Consider the following 15890-nt stretch of genomic DNA (forward strand, 5'->3'; position numbering starts at 1 on the left):
GGAACAACGCTCCGACTGGCACGGAAAGTTCCCGGACACTTTTCGGCAGGAGGGCTCTGACCTGCGACTTCGTACGTTCGGTCCTGAGAAGTTGCTGAGAACACGTATAAGGGGAACCGCACGGAACCCCAGCGGCTACACCGGCAGCACCAAACCGTGCCGCACGAGAGAGTGCACGAGCGGTATCGCCGACTCGGCGAGGTCGGTGGCAACCATGTCGTGCGCGGCAGCCAGGAGATCGATCAGTTCTCCCAGAACGAGACCGTCGCTCCGCATTCCCGCGACGAGGGAGGCGACCAGGTCGTCGATCTCGTGCTGCCATGCGGGACCGTTCCCGCGATGCAGTCGTGCGACCACCTGAGTCCACCCCTCCTCACCGGGGAGGAAGACCCGCTCGAGCGCTGTGCTCTCCTGCACGTGGAAGCGGGCCGTGAGCACGTCGTTCTCGCGCAACCACGCCACCCGGTCGAAGTAGGCGAGCGCCTCCGCCCCCAGCGGATCGTCGAAACCGTGCGTGAGATCCTCGGCCAGGAGGTCACTGGGCGCGTCGGTCCGGCGCAGGTAGACGAACCCGAATCCGACTCCCTCGACATCGGCGCTCTCGAGGTGATCGAGCCACTGCTCGGCCGTCGCGGCGGCAGAGGGATCCTTGGTGTCCAGTCCACCGTCGCGCATCCAGGTGCCCACGTAGAGGGCTGGGTCGGCCACGTCCCGCTGGACCACCCACGCGTCGATGCCGTGTGCGGGCAACCATGACGCCACCCGGTTCCGCCAGTCCTCTCCCGCGACGTGGACCCAGGACGCGAGGAGCGCGGCGGTGCCGCCGGGAGCCAGGTAGTCGGGAGACCGGGAGATCATCAGTCGGCTCGCACCGTCGAGGTCGAGGCCGGAGTCGCGATATGTGTGGCCCACTGTCGCTCGGCTGACGACGAACGGCGGATTCGCGACGACCTGGTCGAAAGTACGGCCCTCCACCGGCTCGAACCACGACCCGGTCAGCAGTTCGACCTCCTCTTCGTTGAGGGCCATCGTGACGGCTGCCAGATCCACCGCCCTGACGTTCAGGTCGGTCGCGGTGACCGACTGCGCATAGGACGTTCCGTGCAGGGCCTGGATGCCACACCCCGTTCCCACGTCGAGGAGAGACCCGACGGGCGCACCCGGGGTGGCCTGCAACAAGGACAGAGAGGCGTGGCCCACCCCGATGACGTGATCGACCGCAGTCTCGCGGGGGCGCATCGACCCGTCGAGGTCCGAAAGCACCCACCGATTTCCGGAGCCGGTATCGATGGGCCGGAGGTCCAGTGCCGCGCGGACGACACCGGCATCGCTCGCGAGGAGACCCGCGTCGACCGCCGCCTCGACGCTCAGCGGGCGGAGTGCGGCCGCGACCTCGGCGATCGGGCAGTCGTCGCCGAGAAGGAACAACCGGATCAGTGTTCCGAGTTCACCGCAGCTCGCGCTGGCCCGCCGGACCGGGACGGGCTCGTTGCGGCCCAGTGCTGCATGGATGTCCGGGCCCAGCGTGTCGAGCAGGGTGTCGGTGTCATACCGGTTGCGAAGGAGAGCTTCTCGCAGGGGAGCGCAGATCGACAGCAGCGTGTTGCGGTTCACCGGTGCATTGTTGCAGGTCGCGCTCCGGTGTCAGCCTTCGATCGTTCGGTGCGGCGGCGCAGGCAGAGCGGTGGTGTCTCGATGGTCGTACCGACTCGGTTCGTCCTTGGTGCGCGGAGGCCGGTCGTTCGCGATGAGGACTGCGATCCACGGCAACGGGATGGACAGACCGATGATCGCCATGGAGATCCAGGCATTGCCCCAGATGCCGTAGGCCGCCGCCGAGAAAATAAGTGCGGGGAAGCGGAAGGACATGATGATCAGGTACTTGCGGACACGCGCGCGGTGCTGATCCTCGATGGATCGCGCCGCTTCGGTGATGAGAACCGGGTTGTTCGGTGAGCCGGCTTCGCCTGATGCGCCGAACCCTGCACTTCGGGCCATGCCTCCACTGTTCCACTGTCGGGGAGCAAATGCACACGGCGGGTCGTGGGGGTGGGATCCTCGGGCCGTTGCGGCATTATTGAGGGGTGAGCACTCAAACAAAGGAACGGCCCGACGTCACCACTGACGAGTCGACCGATGACGACACCCCGAAGTTCTTCCACTACGTGAAGAAGAACAAGATCGCCGAGAGCGCTGTGATGGGCACGCACGTCGTCGCGCTGTGCGGTGAGGTCTTCCCGGTCACCAAGTCCGCGAAGCCGGGATCACCCGTCTGCCCCGATTGCAAGAAGATCTACGAGGGGTTGCGCAAGGGCGACTGAGGCGTCGACGGTTCACACAGACCGGGGGACGCGGGGGTTTCGTCCCGTAGGACCCCCTCTTCCGGCCCGGCGTCTTTCGGGCTGGCGTCCTTCGGGCTGCCGTCTCGGGGACGGCCCGGTGTGGCGTCCCCGTCGGAGGCCTCATGTCTTCCGCCTTGCCGATTGCGGTCGCCGATGATGTTGATCGGTCCCGTGGCGATGCGGCGGGTGAGGTTGGTCACCGGACCCGTCGAGGGGCTATCGGCTTGGGCGGCGATCCAGTCCCGCATCTGATCGATGCGAGTCGCGCGGGCCGGCCAGAACTCCTGAATCGTTGCGTTGAACTCGGCGCCCAGAACCACGGCGAAACCGAGGAAGAACGTGAAGAGCAAGAACGCGATCGGGGCGGCGAGCGCCCCGTACGTGTATCCGGTACCGGTCGCCCAGCTCAGGTACCGCCGCAGGCCCGTGCTGGCGGCCAGGAAGAAGACTCCCGCCACGAGTGCGCCGCCGAGCAGGCGGTGCCAGGGCAGCGACTTCGGCAGCGCCACCTTGTACAGGGTGGTCAGGCCGATGATCATGAGCAATCCGACACCCGGGTAGTAGAACGTGTCCACGATCTCCGTTCCGATGGTGCGCCACGCCTCGGGCAGGACCTGGCCGACAAGGGTAGGTCCCAGGGCAACCAGCGGCAGGGTGAACACCGCGAGGACGAGAAAAGCGACGTAGAGCAACAACGCGAACACCCGCTGCCAGACGGGGTGGCGTGCCTCCTGCTGCCCGTGTGCCTCCACGATCGAGTCCACGAACGTCGAGATCGCGGACGATCCGGCCCACAGCGACAGCAGGAAACTCAGGGAGACGATCTCCGGGCGACCTTGACGCAGCACGTCACCGACGGTGGGGCGGATGATCTCCTCGACCACACTGTCGCTGAATACGGTTCCACTGAAGGTGATGATCTTGGACTGGATGATGTCGACAGTGTCCGGCCCGAACCATCCCCCCACGTAACCGAGCATCCCGAGCAGTCCCAGCAGGAGCGGGGGCAGCGAGAGCGTCTGCCAGAACGCAGCGGTCGCCGCCTTGGCGAAGATCGAGTCGCCCCACGCCTGGCTCGCTGTGTGCGTGATCACGCGCAGCGTCCGGCGTAGCGGATGCCACCGCGCTCGGTGTCGGGCGGCGCCCCTGTCCGACGCCTTCGCGCGCGTTTCGCTCATGATTCCTCCAGCATCCCTGACGACACGCCCGGTTGCCCACCGCTGCCTTCCTCGTGTCGCAAAGAATCTGCCGCTGCCGGGCGCCGCGAATGCGGTTCGAGTCGGACTCGGGCGCTAGGCTCCTTGACGGACAGCGCCCGCGGGGCTGGACCGGAACACGTCGGACGGATACACGAGGAGTGCAGCAAACAGTGCCATGTCAGCGGAGGGCCGCCAGTGAGTGCTGAGACCGTAGGTCCCGGGGCGGCGCAGATAGTGGGCACCGAGGCATATCTCGCTCAGACCGAACCAGCTCGACCGGCGGCGGGGTCACTGCGCGCTTGGCAGCGTCGTGCCCTGGCCAAATACCTGTCCACCGGTCCGCGCGATTTCCTCGCTGTCGCAACACCGGGTGCCGGTAAGACGACGTTCGCGCTACGCGTGGCGTCGGAACTGCTGCGGGACCGCACGGTCGACCAGGTGACGGTGGTCGCACCCACCGAACACCTCAAACACCAGTGGGCCGAGTCGGCAACCCGTAACGGGATCGCCCTGGACTCGTACTTCTCCAACTCGACCGGGCAGACCTCGAGTGATTACCAGGGTGTGGTGGTCACCTACGCGCAGGTGGCTTCCCACCCGTTCAAGCACCGGGTGCGCACCGAGAGCCGGCGCACGCTGGTGATCCTCGACGAGATCCACCACGGCGGTGACGCGAAGAGCTGGGGAGATGCGATCCGTGAGGCATTCGGTGATGCCACGCGCCGGCTTGCGCTGACCGGAACGCCCTTTCGAAGCGACGACAGCGCGATTCCCTTCGTCACGTACGAACCCGACCGTGAGGGGCTTCTCCGGTCGAAAGCCGATCACTCGTACGGATATTCCGATGCGCTCGCCGACGGAGTCGTCCGGCCGGTGGTGTTCCTCGCATATTCCGGTGAGGCCCGGTGGCGGAACAATGCGGGCGAGGAATTCTCGGCTCGACTGGGCGAGCCCCTCAGCGCGGAACAGACGGCGCGTGCCTGGCGAACCGCGCTCGACCCTGCGGGCGACTGGATTCCGGCTGTGCTGCACGCCGCCGACACCCGGCTCGGACAGCTACGTGCGGGTGGCATGCCGGACGCGGGCGGACTCGTCATCGCCACCGATCAGACGGTTGCCCGCGCATATGCCCAGACGTTGACGGCCGTGACCGGCGAAGAACCGGTCGTCGTGCTCTCGGACGACCCGACGGCCTCCAAGCGGATCGCGGAATTCGGCGCAAGTACCCAGAAATGGATGGTCGCCGTCCGGATGGTGTCCGAGGGTGTCGACGTTCCCCGCTTGGCCGTCGGTGTCTACGCCACCAGTGCGTCCACCCCGCTGTATTTCGCGCAGGCGATCGGACGCTTCGTGCGGTCGCGGCGCAAGGGTGAGACCGCCAGCGTCTTCCTTCCGTCGGTGCCGGTTCTCCTCGACCTTGCCAGCCAGCTCGAGGCGCAGCGAGATCACGTACTGGGTAAGCCGCATCGGGAGAAGGAAGGGTTCGACGACGACCTCCTCGCCGACGCGAACAAGCAGAAGGACGAGCTCGGGGAGGACGAGAAGGCGTTCACTTCGATCGGCGCCGACGCGGAACTCGATCAGGTGATCTACGACGGTTCGTCCTTCGGGACGGCGACCTTCTCCGGTTCGGACGAGGAGGCGGATTACCTGGGATTGCCGGGGCTGCTCGACGCCGAGCAGATGCGTGCGCTACTTCGTCAACGCCAGCAGGAGCAGATCAGCAAGCCGGAGGCCGCGCCCGTCGTTGCGCCACCGGTCCCGCAGGTCGCCGAGAGGGTGGCAGCAGCTGGGCAGCTCGCCCAGCTCCGGCGCGAGTTGAACAGTCTCGTCGCGATGCACCACCACAGGACAGGAAAGCCGCACGGCACCATCCACGGGGAACTGCGCCGCGTCTGTGGTGGACCGCCGACGGCCATTGCGACCGTCGAGCAGCTGACCGATCGGATCGCCACCCTGCGCCAGTGGTAACTCGTGCAAATGTGGGCGACACAGAAGAGACCGGCGAGTGCAGGCACTCGCCGGTCTCTCGGTCTGAAGAGGTGAGCCTGGGACGGGTCACCCGGGCTGACGTATCAGATTGCAGCTTCGGCTTCGGACACGATCGTGGCGTTCATCTCGCGAAGACGGTCTGCGTGCTCGTTGGCGTGGTGACCGCAGAAGAGCAACTCTCCTCCGGTCGGAAGTACCGCGCGAACGCGGGCTCCCGCACCGCACCGGTCGCACCGGTCGGCTGCGGTCAACGGGGGGCTGGTCAGTGTTCCGGGCATGACTCCTCCGTACTGGCTTTCGACTGGTGCCGAGTGCCTGGGGCCTTGGTCCGCCGCGTCGGGGTGGCGCGGTGGATCTACTCTGTCAGACGTTTGCGGTTTACGCGTTGTTCCCGTAGGCGTTTCTCAGTGTTGCATCACACACGAAACAGCTCTGAAACCTGCGCAACACCCCGTGACGAGGGCGAATATGAACAGACTTCGCGGTATGAGTTTCGCTGACAGCTGATTCGCCCTCCCGCGTCGAAACGCTATTCTCGCCGAATGAATTCGGAACAGGCGCTCGTGCACATCTGTAGCCGCGACGAGTGGAATGAGGCGCTCGGAAGCGGCCGGCGCGTACCGGAGTCGTTCGGCGCCGACGGATTCATTCACCTGTCGACGCCGGCGCAGGTGCACCTGCCGGCCAACCGGCTCTTCGCGGGGCGCTCAGATCTGGTCATTCTGTGGCTCGATCCGACCGCTCTCGGCTCGCCGGTGCTCTGGGAGCCCGGTGTGCCGACCGACCCGTCCTCGATGCTCTTTCCCCACCTCTACGGGCCACTGCCGTTGGCTGCGGTCACCTCGATCGAGGACTACCGTCCCGGCGCCGACGGCCGGTTTCCCGCTCTGGGGTGACGGAACCGAAAGACCGCGCGGGTCGCCGAACACCCTCTCGCGCGCCCGACACCGCCGTGTCGCCCCGCGGGACTACCGTGGAGGCATGAACGTAGAAGTGACGCCTCTACCCGGAATCGGCGTACGCAAAGACTTCGTACTCGCCTCCGGACGTCGTATCGGTGTCGTCAGCCATCGTGACGGTCGCACAGACCTGATCGTGTCGAAACAGGACGACCCCGACGCGTGCGCCGCGTCCCTGCCGTTGAGTACCGAGGAGGCGGCGGTCCTCAGCAATCTGCTGGGTGCGCCGCAACTGGTGGCCCAATTGGAAGAGGAGCATCGCGACCTCCCGGGAATCCGCACCAAGCAGCTCTACATCAAGGAAGATTCCCGGTTCGACGGTCGTCCGCTCGGGGATACGGCGATGCGTACCCGTACCGGGGTCTCGATCGTCGCGGTGATGCGGGCGGGCGAGGTGTACCCGTCGCCGAAGCCGGATTTCATGCTCACGTCAGGCGATCTTCTGGTTACCGTCGGAACCACAGAGGGACTGGACGCAGCGGCCAAGCTCCTGGCCAACGGCTGACAGTCCCGTGAACACCACCACGCTCGCGCTCATCGAACTGGGCGCGGTGTTCTTCGCGCTCGGGCTTCTCGGCCGCCTCGCGGCACGATTCGGCATGTCGCCGATCCCGTTCTACCTGCTGGGCGGGCTGTGCTTCGGCAGTGGCGGCTTCGTCCAGCTCGGAGACATCAGTGAGTTCAGCCATATCGCCAGTGAGATCGGTGTCGTACTGCTCCTGCTGCTTCTCGGCCTCGAGTACACGGCCTCGGAGCTCGTCACCGGTTTACGCAGATCGTGGATGGCCGGTGTCGTCGATCTGGTTCTGAACGCCGCGCCGGGCGCGGCCGTCGCGATATTCCTCGGCTGGGGGACCACCGGGGCGGTGGTGCTGGGCGGCGTCACCTACATCTCGTCCTCCGGCATCATCGCGAAGGTCCTCACCGATCTCGGCCGCCTCGGCAACCGGGAAACTCCGGTCGTGCTGTCCATCCTGGTGTTCGAGGACCTCGCGATGGCCGTCTACCTTCCGATCCTCACCGCGTTGCTCGCCGGGGTCAGTATCGCCGGTGGCCTCGAGGCAGTCGGCATCTCGCTGATAGTGATCTCGGTCGTCCTGGTGATCGCCCTGCGGTACGGACGCTACGTCTCCGCTGTGCTGGACAGCCCGGACAGTGAGACGTTGTTGTTGAAGTTGCTCGGCGCAGCCCTTCTGATCGCCGGGATCAGTTCGGCGATGCAGGTGTCGGCTGCGGTGGGGGCCTTCCTGCTGGGGATCGCGATTTCCGGTTCGACCGCGCACAACGCGAGCCGTGTCCTCGAACCCCTCCGCGATCTCTTCGCCGCCATGTTCTTCGTCGTGTTCGGTCTCAATACGGATCCGACGGCAATTCCCCCGGTCCTCGGCTGGGCCGTCCTGCTGGCGGTCACCACAGCGCTCACCAAGATGATTACCGGTGCGTGGGCGGCCAAACAACAGGGTGTCGGCCGCCTGGGCCGCGCCAGGGCCGGGGTGGCGCTGATTGCGCGGGGGGAATTCTCGATCGTCATCGCCGGACTCGCCGTGGCGGCCGGTGCAGTCGAAAGTCAACTCGTCGCCCTCGCCACGGCCTACGTTCTCCTGATGGCTGTCATCGGACCCATCGCGGCGCGGGTGGTCGAACCGGTCGCCGAGGCGTGGCTGCGAGTGCGCGCGAGCGCCTGAGGGCCCCGACACCGGTCACTACGACACGACGATGCCCCGGACTCGGAAGTCCGGGGCATCGTCGTGTGATCTGTGCGTCTAGTCCAGGTAGTCGCGCAGCACCTGGGACCGGGACGGGTGCCGCAGCTTCGACATGGTCTTGGATTCGATCTGACGGATGCGCTCGCGCGTGACGCCGTACACCTGTCCAATCTCGTCGAGCGTGCGCGGCTGCCCGTCGGTGAGTCCGAAGCGGAGCCGGACGACACCTGCTTCGCGCTCGGAGAGCGTCTCGAGTACCGACTGCAGCTGGTCCTGCAACAACGTGAACGACACGGCGTCGACGGCCACGACAGCTTCGGAGTCCTCGATGAAGTCACCGAGCTGGCTGTCGCCCTCGTCGCCGATGGTCTGGTCGAGGGAGATGGGCTCACGGGCGTACTGCTGGATTTCCAGCACCTTCTCCGGCGTGATGTCCATTTCCTTCGCGAGCTCTTCGGGAGTGGGTTCGCGACCCAGGTCCTGGAGCAGTTCACGCTGGATGCGGCCGAGCTTGTTGATGACCTCGACCATGTGCACCGGGATACGGATGGTGCGTGCCTGGTCCGCCATGGCGCGGGTGATGGCCTGACGGATCCACCACGTTGCGTAGGTCGAGAACTTGTAGCCCTTGGTGTAGTCGAACTTCTCGACTGCACGGATGAGGCCCAGGTTGCCTTCCTGGATGAGGTCGAGGAAAGCCATGCCGCGGCCGGTGTAGCGCTTGGCCAACGACACCACGAGGCGAAGATTCGCCTCGAGCAGGTGGTTTTTGGCGCGGTTGCCGTCACGGCAGATCCAGCTCATGTCGCGACGCTGGGCGGCGGGGAGCTTCTCGCCCGCGTCGGCGAGCTCCTGCATGATCTGGGTGGCGTACAAGCCCGCCTCGATCCGCTTGGCGAGTTCCACCTCCTCCTCGGCGTTCAGGAGGGCGACCTTGCCGATCTGCTTGAGGTAGGCGCGGACCGAGTCGGCCGAGGCCGTCAGTTCGGCGTCCTTGCGGGCCTGCCGGAGCGCCTCCGACTCTTCCTCGTCCCACACGAAGTCGCCGGATGCCTTGTCCTTGTCGGACGGCTCTTCGGCTTCGTCCTCCTCGCCGACTGCAACGACCTCGACGACATCGGACTCGACCTCCGCGAGGTCGCCCTCGGTGATGTCGATGTCCTCGATGTCCGCGACGTCCTCGTCGGGGCCGTCCTCACCGTCGCCGGTCTTGCCGGACGTGGCCTTCTTGCCGCCCGCCTTCTTTGCTGCTGCCTTCTTCGCAGGAGCCTTCTTTGCCGCTGCTTTCTTGGCGGGAGCCTTCTTGGCCGGAGCCTTCTTCGCGGGAGCTTCCTCGACTGCCGAAGCAGTTCCGTCGGCGGCCTGTGCGACTGGTGCTTCCGGTCCTGACTCTGAAGTCGAATCAGCAGTCTGACGTGTATCGGTGGCTGCCACGTACGCCCTTTCGTGACGGTGTCGTGCGGCGTCACGCCAGAGTGGTCATCCGGCGGAGAGGTCTACTGGTTTTGCCGGCGCGCAGCCGGGCTCTTCCATTGTAACGACCTATCCGAAACAGTTACGGAGCGATGCCCGTTTCGACCGCCAGAGCAGCGCCGACGATGCCCGCCGAGTTCAGGAGGGCAGCAGGTACGACGGTGGTCCGGTTGGTGAGATGCGGAATCCACTTCTCGTGTTTGCGGCTGATTCCGCCCCCGGCGATGAACAGATCCGGCCACAGGAGGTCCTCGAAGCGGGTGAGCACCCGGGACACCTCCACCGCCCACTCCTTGTAGGAGAGATCCTTGTCCTCTTTGACCGAGGACGCCGCACGATGCTCGGCTTCCTTTCCGTCCACTTCCATGTGCCCGAACTCGGTGTTGGGAAGCAGGACGCCGTTGTGGAGGATCGCCGATCCGATACCCGTACCGAAGGTGAGGAGGATGATGACGCCCTTGGCGTCCCTGCCGGCGCCGAGGGCGTCCTCGGCGATCCCGGCGGCGTCGGCGTCGTTGAGGACGGTGACGTTCCGTCCGCCGAGCGCCTCGCTGAACAGTGCACGGGCGTCCGTACCGATCCACTTCTTGTCGATGTTCGCCGCGGACCGGGCGACTCCGCCGGTGACGACGCTCGGCAAGGTGATCCCCACCGGCCCGTCCCACGACGCTTGACGAACGATTTCGGCGACGGTGTCGGCGACAGCCTCCGGCGTGGACGGTTGTGGAGTGAGAATCTTGATGCGATCCCCGACCAGCTTGCCGGTCTCGAGGTCCACCACACCGCCCTTGACGCCACTGCCTCCGACGTCGACGCCGAACCCGGTCCTGGTCATCGCGTGTACTCCTCCGTGTCGACTGTGGCGTGCTCGGAAACGCTCCTGCTGATCGTCACACTAATGGGTTGTGCCGAGTTGGGTGGATGACACGGAGGCCCCACCGTGCCTCCAGCGGTGGTGGGAGGCAGGGGAAGTGTGATCCGATGGGTCTGTGCACGCACCCCAGAGTCGAGACACTGTCCGAGGCCACACCGCCCCCGATCCCCAGCATCTCCGCGAGGTTGCCGTGGCGGTGGCGCAGGAGGCCGCGGCTCATGTCCGCGCCCGGCGGCCCGAGGTTTTCGGGATCGTCGGGAGCCGACTGGGTTCCGGCGACTCGGTAGCGTCGAAGAGTAGTCCGACCGATCCTGTGACGGTGGTCGACACCGAAGCTGAACTCGTCATCCGGGAGCGCCTCGCGCAGTGGCGTCCGGACGATGCGATCCTCGGGGAAGAAGGTGGGGGAGAGGGGGATTCGCTCGACGGCGTGCGGTGGGTGGTGGATCCGATCGATGGCACGGTGAACTTCTTGTACGGCGTACCGGCCTACGCCGTGTCGGTGGCGGCGCAGATCGACGGGGTCTCGGTCGCCGGGGCGGTCGTCGACGTGGCGGCGCAGTCGACCTACTCCGCCGCGTCGGGCCGCGGTGCCACGATGACTGATGTGGACGGTCGGGTGAGCGAACTACGCTGCAACCCTGTCCGCGAGCTGTCGATGACTCTGCTCGCCACAGGATTCGGATACGGCGCAGGCAGGCGCGCCGTACAGGGCGCACTGATCGGCGACATTCTGCCGCGCGTGCGGGACATCCGACGCATCGGCTCAGCGGCGCTCGATCTGTGCATGGTCGCTGCGGGCCGGGTGGATGCCCACTTCGAACACGGGTTGAGCCCCTGGGACTGGGCCGCCGGATCGCTGATCGCCGCGGAGGCGGGCGCCCGCGTACGCGTCCCGTCACCGCACACCTCCAGCGCCGACGGGGAGATCACCGTCGCTGCCGCCCCCGGCATCGCCGACGCCCTCGACGCATTGTTCGCGGAGGTCGGATGCGACCGGCCGATCCCGGAGTAACGGCCGCGGGATCAGCAGCGGGCGGTGCGAGCGGCCTTCAGCAGGTCGATGTCGAGTGGGGCGGGCTGCGTTCCCGGAGGAGGATCCTTCAGGGACCGCAACACCTCCTCGGCGTCGGTGTTCGGTGAGATCTTCCGGAAGTAGGTGCCGAGCGCGAGATCGACGGTGTCGTCGGTGCGTGCATCCTGGATCAGTTCCGCGCACGGCGCCACCAGCCAGACGGCGCTCGCGGCGGCGAGACCCTGAGGACCGAACCGCAGCTGCCCCTGACACTGCATGTTCTGGTCGAGGTAGATCGGGTCGTTGCCGGCTTGCACGTCGGGTGCGCTCGCGAAGCCGTAGTCGCTCAGCTGGGCGGCGACCTGGGCTGCCTGGCCGTGCTCACCGTTCGCGTTGAACACCCGCACCTTGGTGGCGGACAGAGCGGCCGGCTCGACGTCCCGGAGCGTCGACGGGTCCACCTTCTCGCCGAGAGTCTGTTGCGGCGGGGCCGCCGGATCCGCCGGTTGCGACGCCGGCGCAGGAGCGTTGCAATCCACGGTGGTGGCGAGGTTTTCGTCCTCGCCCAGAATGCCCGCCCACACCACTGCGCCGAGTAGGGCGAGAACCGCGAACACCACAAGAATGGGCAAACTTCGCCGTCGCCGGAACGGACGACCGTTCTCGTCGCGCGAACTGCCTTCGGTGATCAGTGAAACCACAGTGTGCCTCGACCTCTCCTACGAACAGCGCTGGGGACGTCCACCCCGTACAGCGCATCGATACAGGGCCCGGCCACACGTTGTGGCGCAGGTTCGGCACCTACCTTAGATCCCACCAGTGTCATATCTCCGTACCCGTCCCGGTTGTCAAATGTCACAGCTTGCTGTGGGGTTGGTGACGATTAGCAGACAATTTGCGCGATCCGTTGATTCGGTTACGACTTTTGTACTCCCTTCGGCTACTGTCTGGCGGCCCCAGTCGTTAAATGCACGTACGACGAGGGCGGACAGAAGAGACGAAGTGAGGCGCACATCATGTCCCCGGGAACTGGATCCGGGCACGTGGGCGGCCGCTGCAACGTTGTGCAGGCCGCGGGTGTGATCTGCGCCGAGGCGGTTTTCGTGTGGACGATCGACCGACTTCCGTTCGACGGGCCCCGCGAGGCCGGGATACATGAAAGAAGATGAGGGGAAGACGACATGGCAACTGACTACGACGCACCGCGGCGAACGGAGTCCGACGAGGTTTCGGAGGATTCGCTGGAGGAGCTCAAGGCGCGACGCAACGAGGCTCAGTCGGCTGTTGTCGACGTAGACGAATCCGATACCGCGGAATCGTTCGAACTTCCGGGCGCCGACCTGTCCGGCGAGGAACTCTCGGTGCGGGTCATCCCCAAGCAGGCCGACGAGTTCACTTGTTCGAGCTGCTTCCTCGTGCATCACCGCAGCCGCCTCGCCACCGATGCAGGCGGAGTGCTCGTGTGCAGGGACTGCGCAGCCTGACGTACGAGCGCATGCGACGGACGGTGGAATACCACCGTCCGTTTTATGTGCCCGGGGACTGATCCGTCCGTTGTGTCTGCGGAGCGGACCGTGCCGGTACCGCCGGTACGGGACCCGGTTCAGTGTTCCTCGGGGCGCGCACGATCGAGAGCGGCCAGCAATTCGGCCGGCCGTCGGGTGCTGATCAACCAGTACGGAGTCGGATCCTCGGGATCGTCCAGGACGATCAGCACCATCGTCTTCACCCACACCCGATGCTGCACGAAGGCGGCCGGGTCGAGCTGCCGTCCTAGTGCTGCGCTCTTCGCGGTGGCCGGAACCTCGGCAACCCGCGCGATGACATCGACCGGCAGGTGAGCCTGTCCGACCCGGAGGTGGACGCCGTCCGCCTCGTCGACGAGTTCGACTCTCGTTCTGCTGAGCCACACCAATCCCCAGATCGGGAGGGGAAGTAGCAGGACGTAGGGCAACCAGGCACGAACGCCGGGCGCACCCATGTGTACCTCTGCAGCCAGCAGTCCGGCGACGAAGAGGCCCGCGATCCACCACCAGACGGGTACCCAGAGGCGTTCCGAGTACAGCGTCGGCGAGGTGTGGTCGGTGGGCGCGGCTTCGGGCCTGGACGTTTCTGACACGCCACCAGGATAGTCGCTGCCTACGAGTAGGCTCGGTGCACGTGAGCGACCTATCTCCCGGCCTTCCTCTCGGAGGAACTGCAGCCCTTCCCCCTGTTGCCCTCCAGCGGTTGGATCCAGCCATTCCGGTACCGCGACGCGCGCACGACGGCGACGCCGGTGTCGACCTGTGCAGCACGTCCGATCTCACCCTCGAACCGGGTCAGCGCGCCCTCGTCGGTACCGGAATCGCGATCGCCCTGCCCTTGGGCACCGTCGGGCTGATTCACCCCCGGTCCGGTCTGGCCGCGAAGTCGGGACTGTCGGTGGTCAACACGCCCGGCACCATCGACGCCGGGTACCGCGGCGAGATCAAGGTCTGCCTGATCAACCACGATCGTGAGACACCGATCGAGATCCGCCGCGGCGACCGCATCGCACAGCTGCTGGTTCAGCGTGTGGAATTGGTGTCCTTCGTCGAGGTGGAGTCGCTCGACGACACCACCCGCGGCACCGACGGACACGGGTCGAGCGGAGGCCATGCCAGCCTTGTCGGCAACGCCAGAGAAGGAGCGTGATCATGTTCGGACGCCGCAAGAAGAACGAATCCGAGGAGGACCGTCCCGGTTTCTTCGACGACGCCGACGCGGCAACCACCGCTGACGACTACGACGATGCCGAGGACGATTACGACGCGATCAGCGACGTGGACGGCGGCCCCTACGACGCCGACGACCTCGAATCGGATGCCGACCTCACGGTGGGCGAGGTGGGGACCCGGCTCGATCTCGGGTCGGTGCTCGTCCCGATGCCTCAGGGCGCTCAGTTGCAGGTAGAGATGGCGCCCGACGGTTCTCCGCAGGCTGTTCATCTGGTCACCCAGCTCGGACGGATCACGGTCGCGGCGTACGCCGCACCCAAGTCACCCGGCCAGTGGCGGGAAGTGGCCGGTGACCTCGCCGAGTCCCTGCGGGGTGACAACGCCACCGTCAGCATCGAGAACGGGCCGTGGGGACGTGAGGTCTTCGCCGTGACGCCCAACGCAGACCTTCGCTTCATCGGAGTGGACGGTTACCGGTGGATGGTGCGGTGCGTCGTCGCCGGTCCCAGTGGCGGAAACACCGCCGACTCCGACCTCGTCGCCACAGCCCGGGCCATTCTGCGGGACACCGTGGTCAAGCGGGGAACCGAACCGCACCCGGTCCGGACCCCGCTCCCGGTCGTCCTGCCGCAGGCTCTCGCCCAGCAGCTCGCGGCGGCCCACCAGCAGCAGCTGGCTCAGCAGCAAGCCGCCGCCCAGCCTGCTCCGCAGCAATCCGGCGCGCAGCCCGAAACGGCTTCCGCGCAACCCCAGGACGGGCAGCCGGCACCGGCTCCGCCCCAACAACGGCGCGGCGAATCAGGCTCCGCGATGCAGCAGCTGGGCCGCTGACGCACTCAGGGCCGGCGCAGTACCGAGTCCAGCCCGCGCAGGCTCGCGTATCCGAGTACCGCCGGGTCCACGCCGATGTCGTCGAGTGACACGGTCACCAGGCCCGCGTGCGGTAGCAGAGCGGCCCACGTTCGGGCCACCTCGATCGGGTGAACGGCGTCGTCGGTGGCCGCGGCGATGCCTACCGGCACGTCGATCCGTTCGAGGTCGTCCTCGGCGGGACCGTGATACCGCGACGCCTCGTCGAGGGCAGCCGGAAGATGCGGCCACTGCGACCGCCACGACTTCGCCAGTTCGCGGCCGAGCCAGGGCGGACTGGATGCGACCATTTCGGCAGTCACCTGTTCGAGGCCGTCCGCGCGCAGCCGGGCCGCCGTGAAGCGTGCGCTCGCAGCCGCTGGCGCATCCTCGGCCGTTCCGGTCCAGGCCGGGAGAGCCGCCAGCACACCGGCCGTGTGTTCGTGGTGGGTCGCAGCCCACTGCAGCGCAACCGCGGCGCCGAGGGAGACTCCACCGACCAGAATCGGTTCACCGGCCGCGGCGGCAGTGTTCAGTGCGTCCACGTAGCTTCCGACGACCCTTCGGGGGTCCGGGTCGACGGCCAGCGTGCGAACCCCGCGCCGGGCAAGTGGCTCCGTAAAGGCCCGTGCAACGAAGTCCGCGTCGGATCCCGTTCCTGGCAGGACCACGGCCGTGCGTGGCCGGTATGTCGAAGGCATGAGGTGATCTTGCCTGGTCCGTCGTGATGCCACTGTGGTCGTGTGGTTGCCGCGAAGCATTGGGTCTACAGTGGCGATTAC

General features: G+C 66.5%; 18 protein-coding genes. 9 read left to right on the forward strand and 9 right to left on the reverse strand.

Annotation, left to right across the window (positions count from 1 at the left end):
* Window positions 1-135 precede the first annotated feature (135 nt).
* Both HYG77_RS29845 and HYG77_RS29850 read right to left on the reverse strand, forming a co-directional pair.
* A complete protein-coding gene (locus HYG77_RS29845) occupies window positions 136-1614 on the reverse strand; it encodes a methyltransferase (RefSeq protein WP_208961396.1) in 1479 nt (492 codons plus the stop codon).
* Window positions 1615-1644: 30 nt separating this feature from the next.
* Window positions 1645-1998 (reverse strand): DUF3099 domain-containing protein, encoded by a 354-nt coding sequence (locus HYG77_RS29850; RefSeq protein ID WP_109330675.1) that lies wholly within the window; start codon window positions 1996-1998, stop codon window positions 1645-1647.
* Window positions 1999-2084: 86 nt separating this feature from the next.
* On the opposite strand from HYG77_RS29850, the gene HYG77_RS29855 reads away from it, so the two are divergent.
* Window positions 2085-2321, forward strand: coding sequence for a DUF3039 domain-containing protein (locus HYG77_RS29855; protein WP_005240826.1), 237 nt, complete (start codon window positions 2085-2087; stop codon window positions 2319-2321).
* On the opposite strand, the gene HYG77_RS29860 is transcribed toward HYG77_RS29855, so the two are convergent.
* Window positions 2294-3520 carry a YihY/virulence factor BrkB family protein gene (locus tag HYG77_RS29860; RefSeq protein WP_208961397.1) on the reverse strand — a complete coding sequence of 409 codons (1227 nt, stop codon included), beginning with the start codon at window positions 3518-3520 and terminating at the stop codon, window positions 2294-2296. The genes HYG77_RS29855 and HYG77_RS29860 overlap by 28 nt on opposite strands.
* Before the next feature lie 255 nt (window positions 3521-3775).
* Here HYG77_RS29860 and HYG77_RS29865 point away from each other — a divergent pair, with 255 nt between their 5' ends.
* Window positions 3776-5512, forward strand: coding sequence for a DEAD/DEAH box helicase (locus HYG77_RS29865; RefSeq protein ID WP_230990243.1), 1737 nt, complete (start codon window positions 3776-3778; stop codon window positions 5510-5512).
* Window positions 5513-5616: 104 nt separating this feature from the next.
* Here the strand turns inward: HYG77_RS29865 and HYG77_RS29870 are convergent, their stop codons facing one another.
* Entirely contained in the window at window positions 5617-5811 is a 195-nt protein-coding gene (locus HYG77_RS29870) for a hypothetical protein (protein WP_005240831.1), read from the reverse strand.
* A gap of 264 nt (window positions 5812-6075) precedes the next feature.
* On the opposite strand from HYG77_RS29870, the gene HYG77_RS29875 reads away from it, so the two are divergent.
* From HYG77_RS29875 to HYG77_RS29885, 3 genes are all read left to right on the forward strand, one after another.
* Window positions 6076-6429 carry a DUF952 domain-containing protein gene (locus HYG77_RS29875; RefSeq protein ID WP_208961398.1) on the forward strand — a complete coding sequence of 118 codons (354 nt, stop codon included), beginning with the start codon at window positions 6076-6078 and terminating at the stop codon, window positions 6427-6429.
* 85 nt (window positions 6430-6514) lie between these two features.
* Window positions 6515-6997 carry a cation:proton antiporter regulatory subunit gene (locus HYG77_RS29880; RefSeq protein ID WP_109330669.1) on the forward strand — a complete coding sequence of 161 codons (483 nt, stop codon included), beginning with the start codon at window positions 6515-6517 and terminating at the stop codon, window positions 6995-6997.
* Between the two features lie 7 nt (window positions 6998-7004).
* On the forward strand, window positions 7005-8177 hold the full coding sequence (locus HYG77_RS29885; RefSeq protein ID WP_208961399.1) for a cation:proton antiporter: 1173 nt from the start codon (window positions 7005-7007) through the stop codon (window positions 8175-8177).
* A 78-nt stretch (window positions 8178-8255) separates the two neighbouring features.
* On the opposite strand, the gene HYG77_RS29890 is transcribed toward HYG77_RS29885, so the two are convergent.
* Together HYG77_RS29890 and ppgK are read right to left on the reverse strand one after the other, a co-directional pair.
* Entirely contained in the window at window positions 8256-9632 is a 1377-nt protein-coding gene (locus tag HYG77_RS29890; RefSeq protein WP_109330665.1) for an RNA polymerase sigma factor, read from the reverse strand.
* A 121-nt stretch (window positions 9633-9753) separates the two neighbouring features.
* The gene (gene ppgK / locus HYG77_RS29895; protein WP_109330663.1) at window positions 9754-10506 is read right to left on the reverse strand and encodes a polyphosphate--glucose phosphotransferase; all 753 of its coding nucleotides are present in this window, start codon (window positions 10504-10506) and stop codon (window positions 9754-9756) included.
* 154 nt (window positions 10507-10660) lie between these two features.
* On the opposite strand from ppgK, the gene HYG77_RS29900 reads away from it, so the two are divergent.
* On the forward strand, window positions 10661-11560 hold the full coding sequence (locus tag HYG77_RS29900) for an inositol monophosphatase family protein (RefSeq protein ID WP_109330661.1): 900 nt from the start codon (window positions 10661-10663) through the stop codon (window positions 11558-11560).
* Between the two features lie 11 nt (window positions 11561-11571).
* Here the strand turns inward: HYG77_RS29900 and cei are convergent, their stop codons facing one another.
* Complete coding sequence (gene cei / locus HYG77_RS29905; RefSeq protein WP_109330659.1) at window positions 11572-12261, reverse strand: envelope integrity protein Cei; 690 nt, start codon at window positions 12259-12261, stop codon at window positions 11572-11574.
* A gap of 480 nt (window positions 12262-12741) precedes the next feature.
* Here cei and HYG77_RS29910 point away from each other — a divergent pair, with 480 nt between their 5' ends.
* On the forward strand, window positions 12742-13044 hold the full coding sequence (locus tag HYG77_RS29910; protein ID WP_109330657.1) for a DUF4193 domain-containing protein: 303 nt from the start codon (window positions 12742-12744) through the stop codon (window positions 13042-13044).
* Window positions 13045-13163: 119 nt separating this feature from the next.
* Here HYG77_RS29910 and HYG77_RS29915 read toward each other — a convergent pair whose 3' ends face one another.
* Complete coding sequence (locus HYG77_RS29915) at window positions 13164-13679, reverse strand: DUF3093 domain-containing protein (RefSeq protein ID WP_109330655.1); 516 nt, start codon at window positions 13677-13679, stop codon at window positions 13164-13166.
* Between the two features lie 35 nt (window positions 13680-13714).
* Between HYG77_RS29915 and dut the strand changes: the two genes are divergently transcribed.
* Window positions 13715-14236, forward strand: a complete 522-nt coding sequence (gene dut / locus HYG77_RS29920; RefSeq protein ID WP_201453471.1) for a dUTP diphosphatase — start codon at window positions 13715-13717, stop codon at window positions 14234-14236.
* Between the two features lie 2 nt (window positions 14237-14238).
* Entirely contained in the window at window positions 14239-15090 is an 852-nt protein-coding gene (locus tag HYG77_RS29925; protein ID WP_109330653.1) for a DUF3710 domain-containing protein, read from the forward strand.
* A gap of 5 nt (window positions 15091-15095) precedes the next feature.
* Here HYG77_RS29925 and HYG77_RS29930 read toward each other — a convergent pair whose 3' ends face one another.
* Complete coding sequence (locus HYG77_RS29930; RefSeq protein ID WP_109330651.1) at window positions 15096-15809, reverse strand: alpha/beta hydrolase; 714 nt, start codon at window positions 15807-15809, stop codon at window positions 15096-15098.
* Between the last annotated feature and the right edge of the window lie 81 nt (window positions 15810-15890).

It is taken from the genome of Rhodococcus sp. ZPP, assembly GCF_017656075.1.
Lineage (GTDB): Bacteria > Actinomycetota > Actinomycetes > Mycobacteriales > Mycobacteriaceae > Rhodococcus_F > Rhodococcus_F oxybenzonivorans.

Excerpts from the sequence above, each read along its gene's own strand:
- HYG77_RS29850 (WP_109330675.1), bottom strand. The coding sequence starts at position 1,998 with ATGGCCCGAAGTGCAGGGTTCGGCGCATCAGGCGAAGCCGGCTCACCG.
- HYG77_RS29860 (WP_208961397.1), bottom strand. The coding sequence starts at position 3,520 with ATGAGCGAAACGCGCGCGAAGGCGTCGGACAGGGGCGCCGCCCGACAC.
- HYG77_RS29870 (WP_005240831.1), bottom strand. The coding sequence starts at position 5,811 with ATGCCCGGAACACTGACCAGCCCCCCGTTGACCGCAGCCGACCGGTGC.
- HYG77_RS29875 (WP_208961398.1), top strand. The coding sequence starts at position 6,076 with ATGAATTCGGAACAGGCGCTCGTGCACATCTGTAGCCGCGACGAGTGG.
- HYG77_RS29880 (WP_109330669.1), top strand. The coding sequence starts at position 6,515 with ATGAACGTAGAAGTGACGCCTCTACCCGGAATCGGCGTACGCAAAGAC.
- ppgK (WP_109330663.1), bottom strand. The coding sequence starts at position 10,506 with ATGACCAGGACCGGGTTCGGCGTCGACGTCGGAGGCAGTGGCGTCAAG.
- HYG77_RS29910 (WP_109330657.1), top strand. The coding sequence starts at position 12,742 with ATGGCAACTGACTACGACGCACCGCGGCGAACGGAGTCCGACGAGGTT.
- HYG77_RS29925 (WP_109330653.1), top strand. The coding sequence starts at position 14,239 with ATGTTCGGACGCCGCAAGAAGAACGAATCCGAGGAGGACCGTCCCGGT.
- HYG77_RS29930 (WP_109330651.1), bottom strand. The coding sequence starts at position 15,809 with ATGCCTTCGACATACCGGCCACGCACGGCCGTGGTCCTGCCAGGAACG.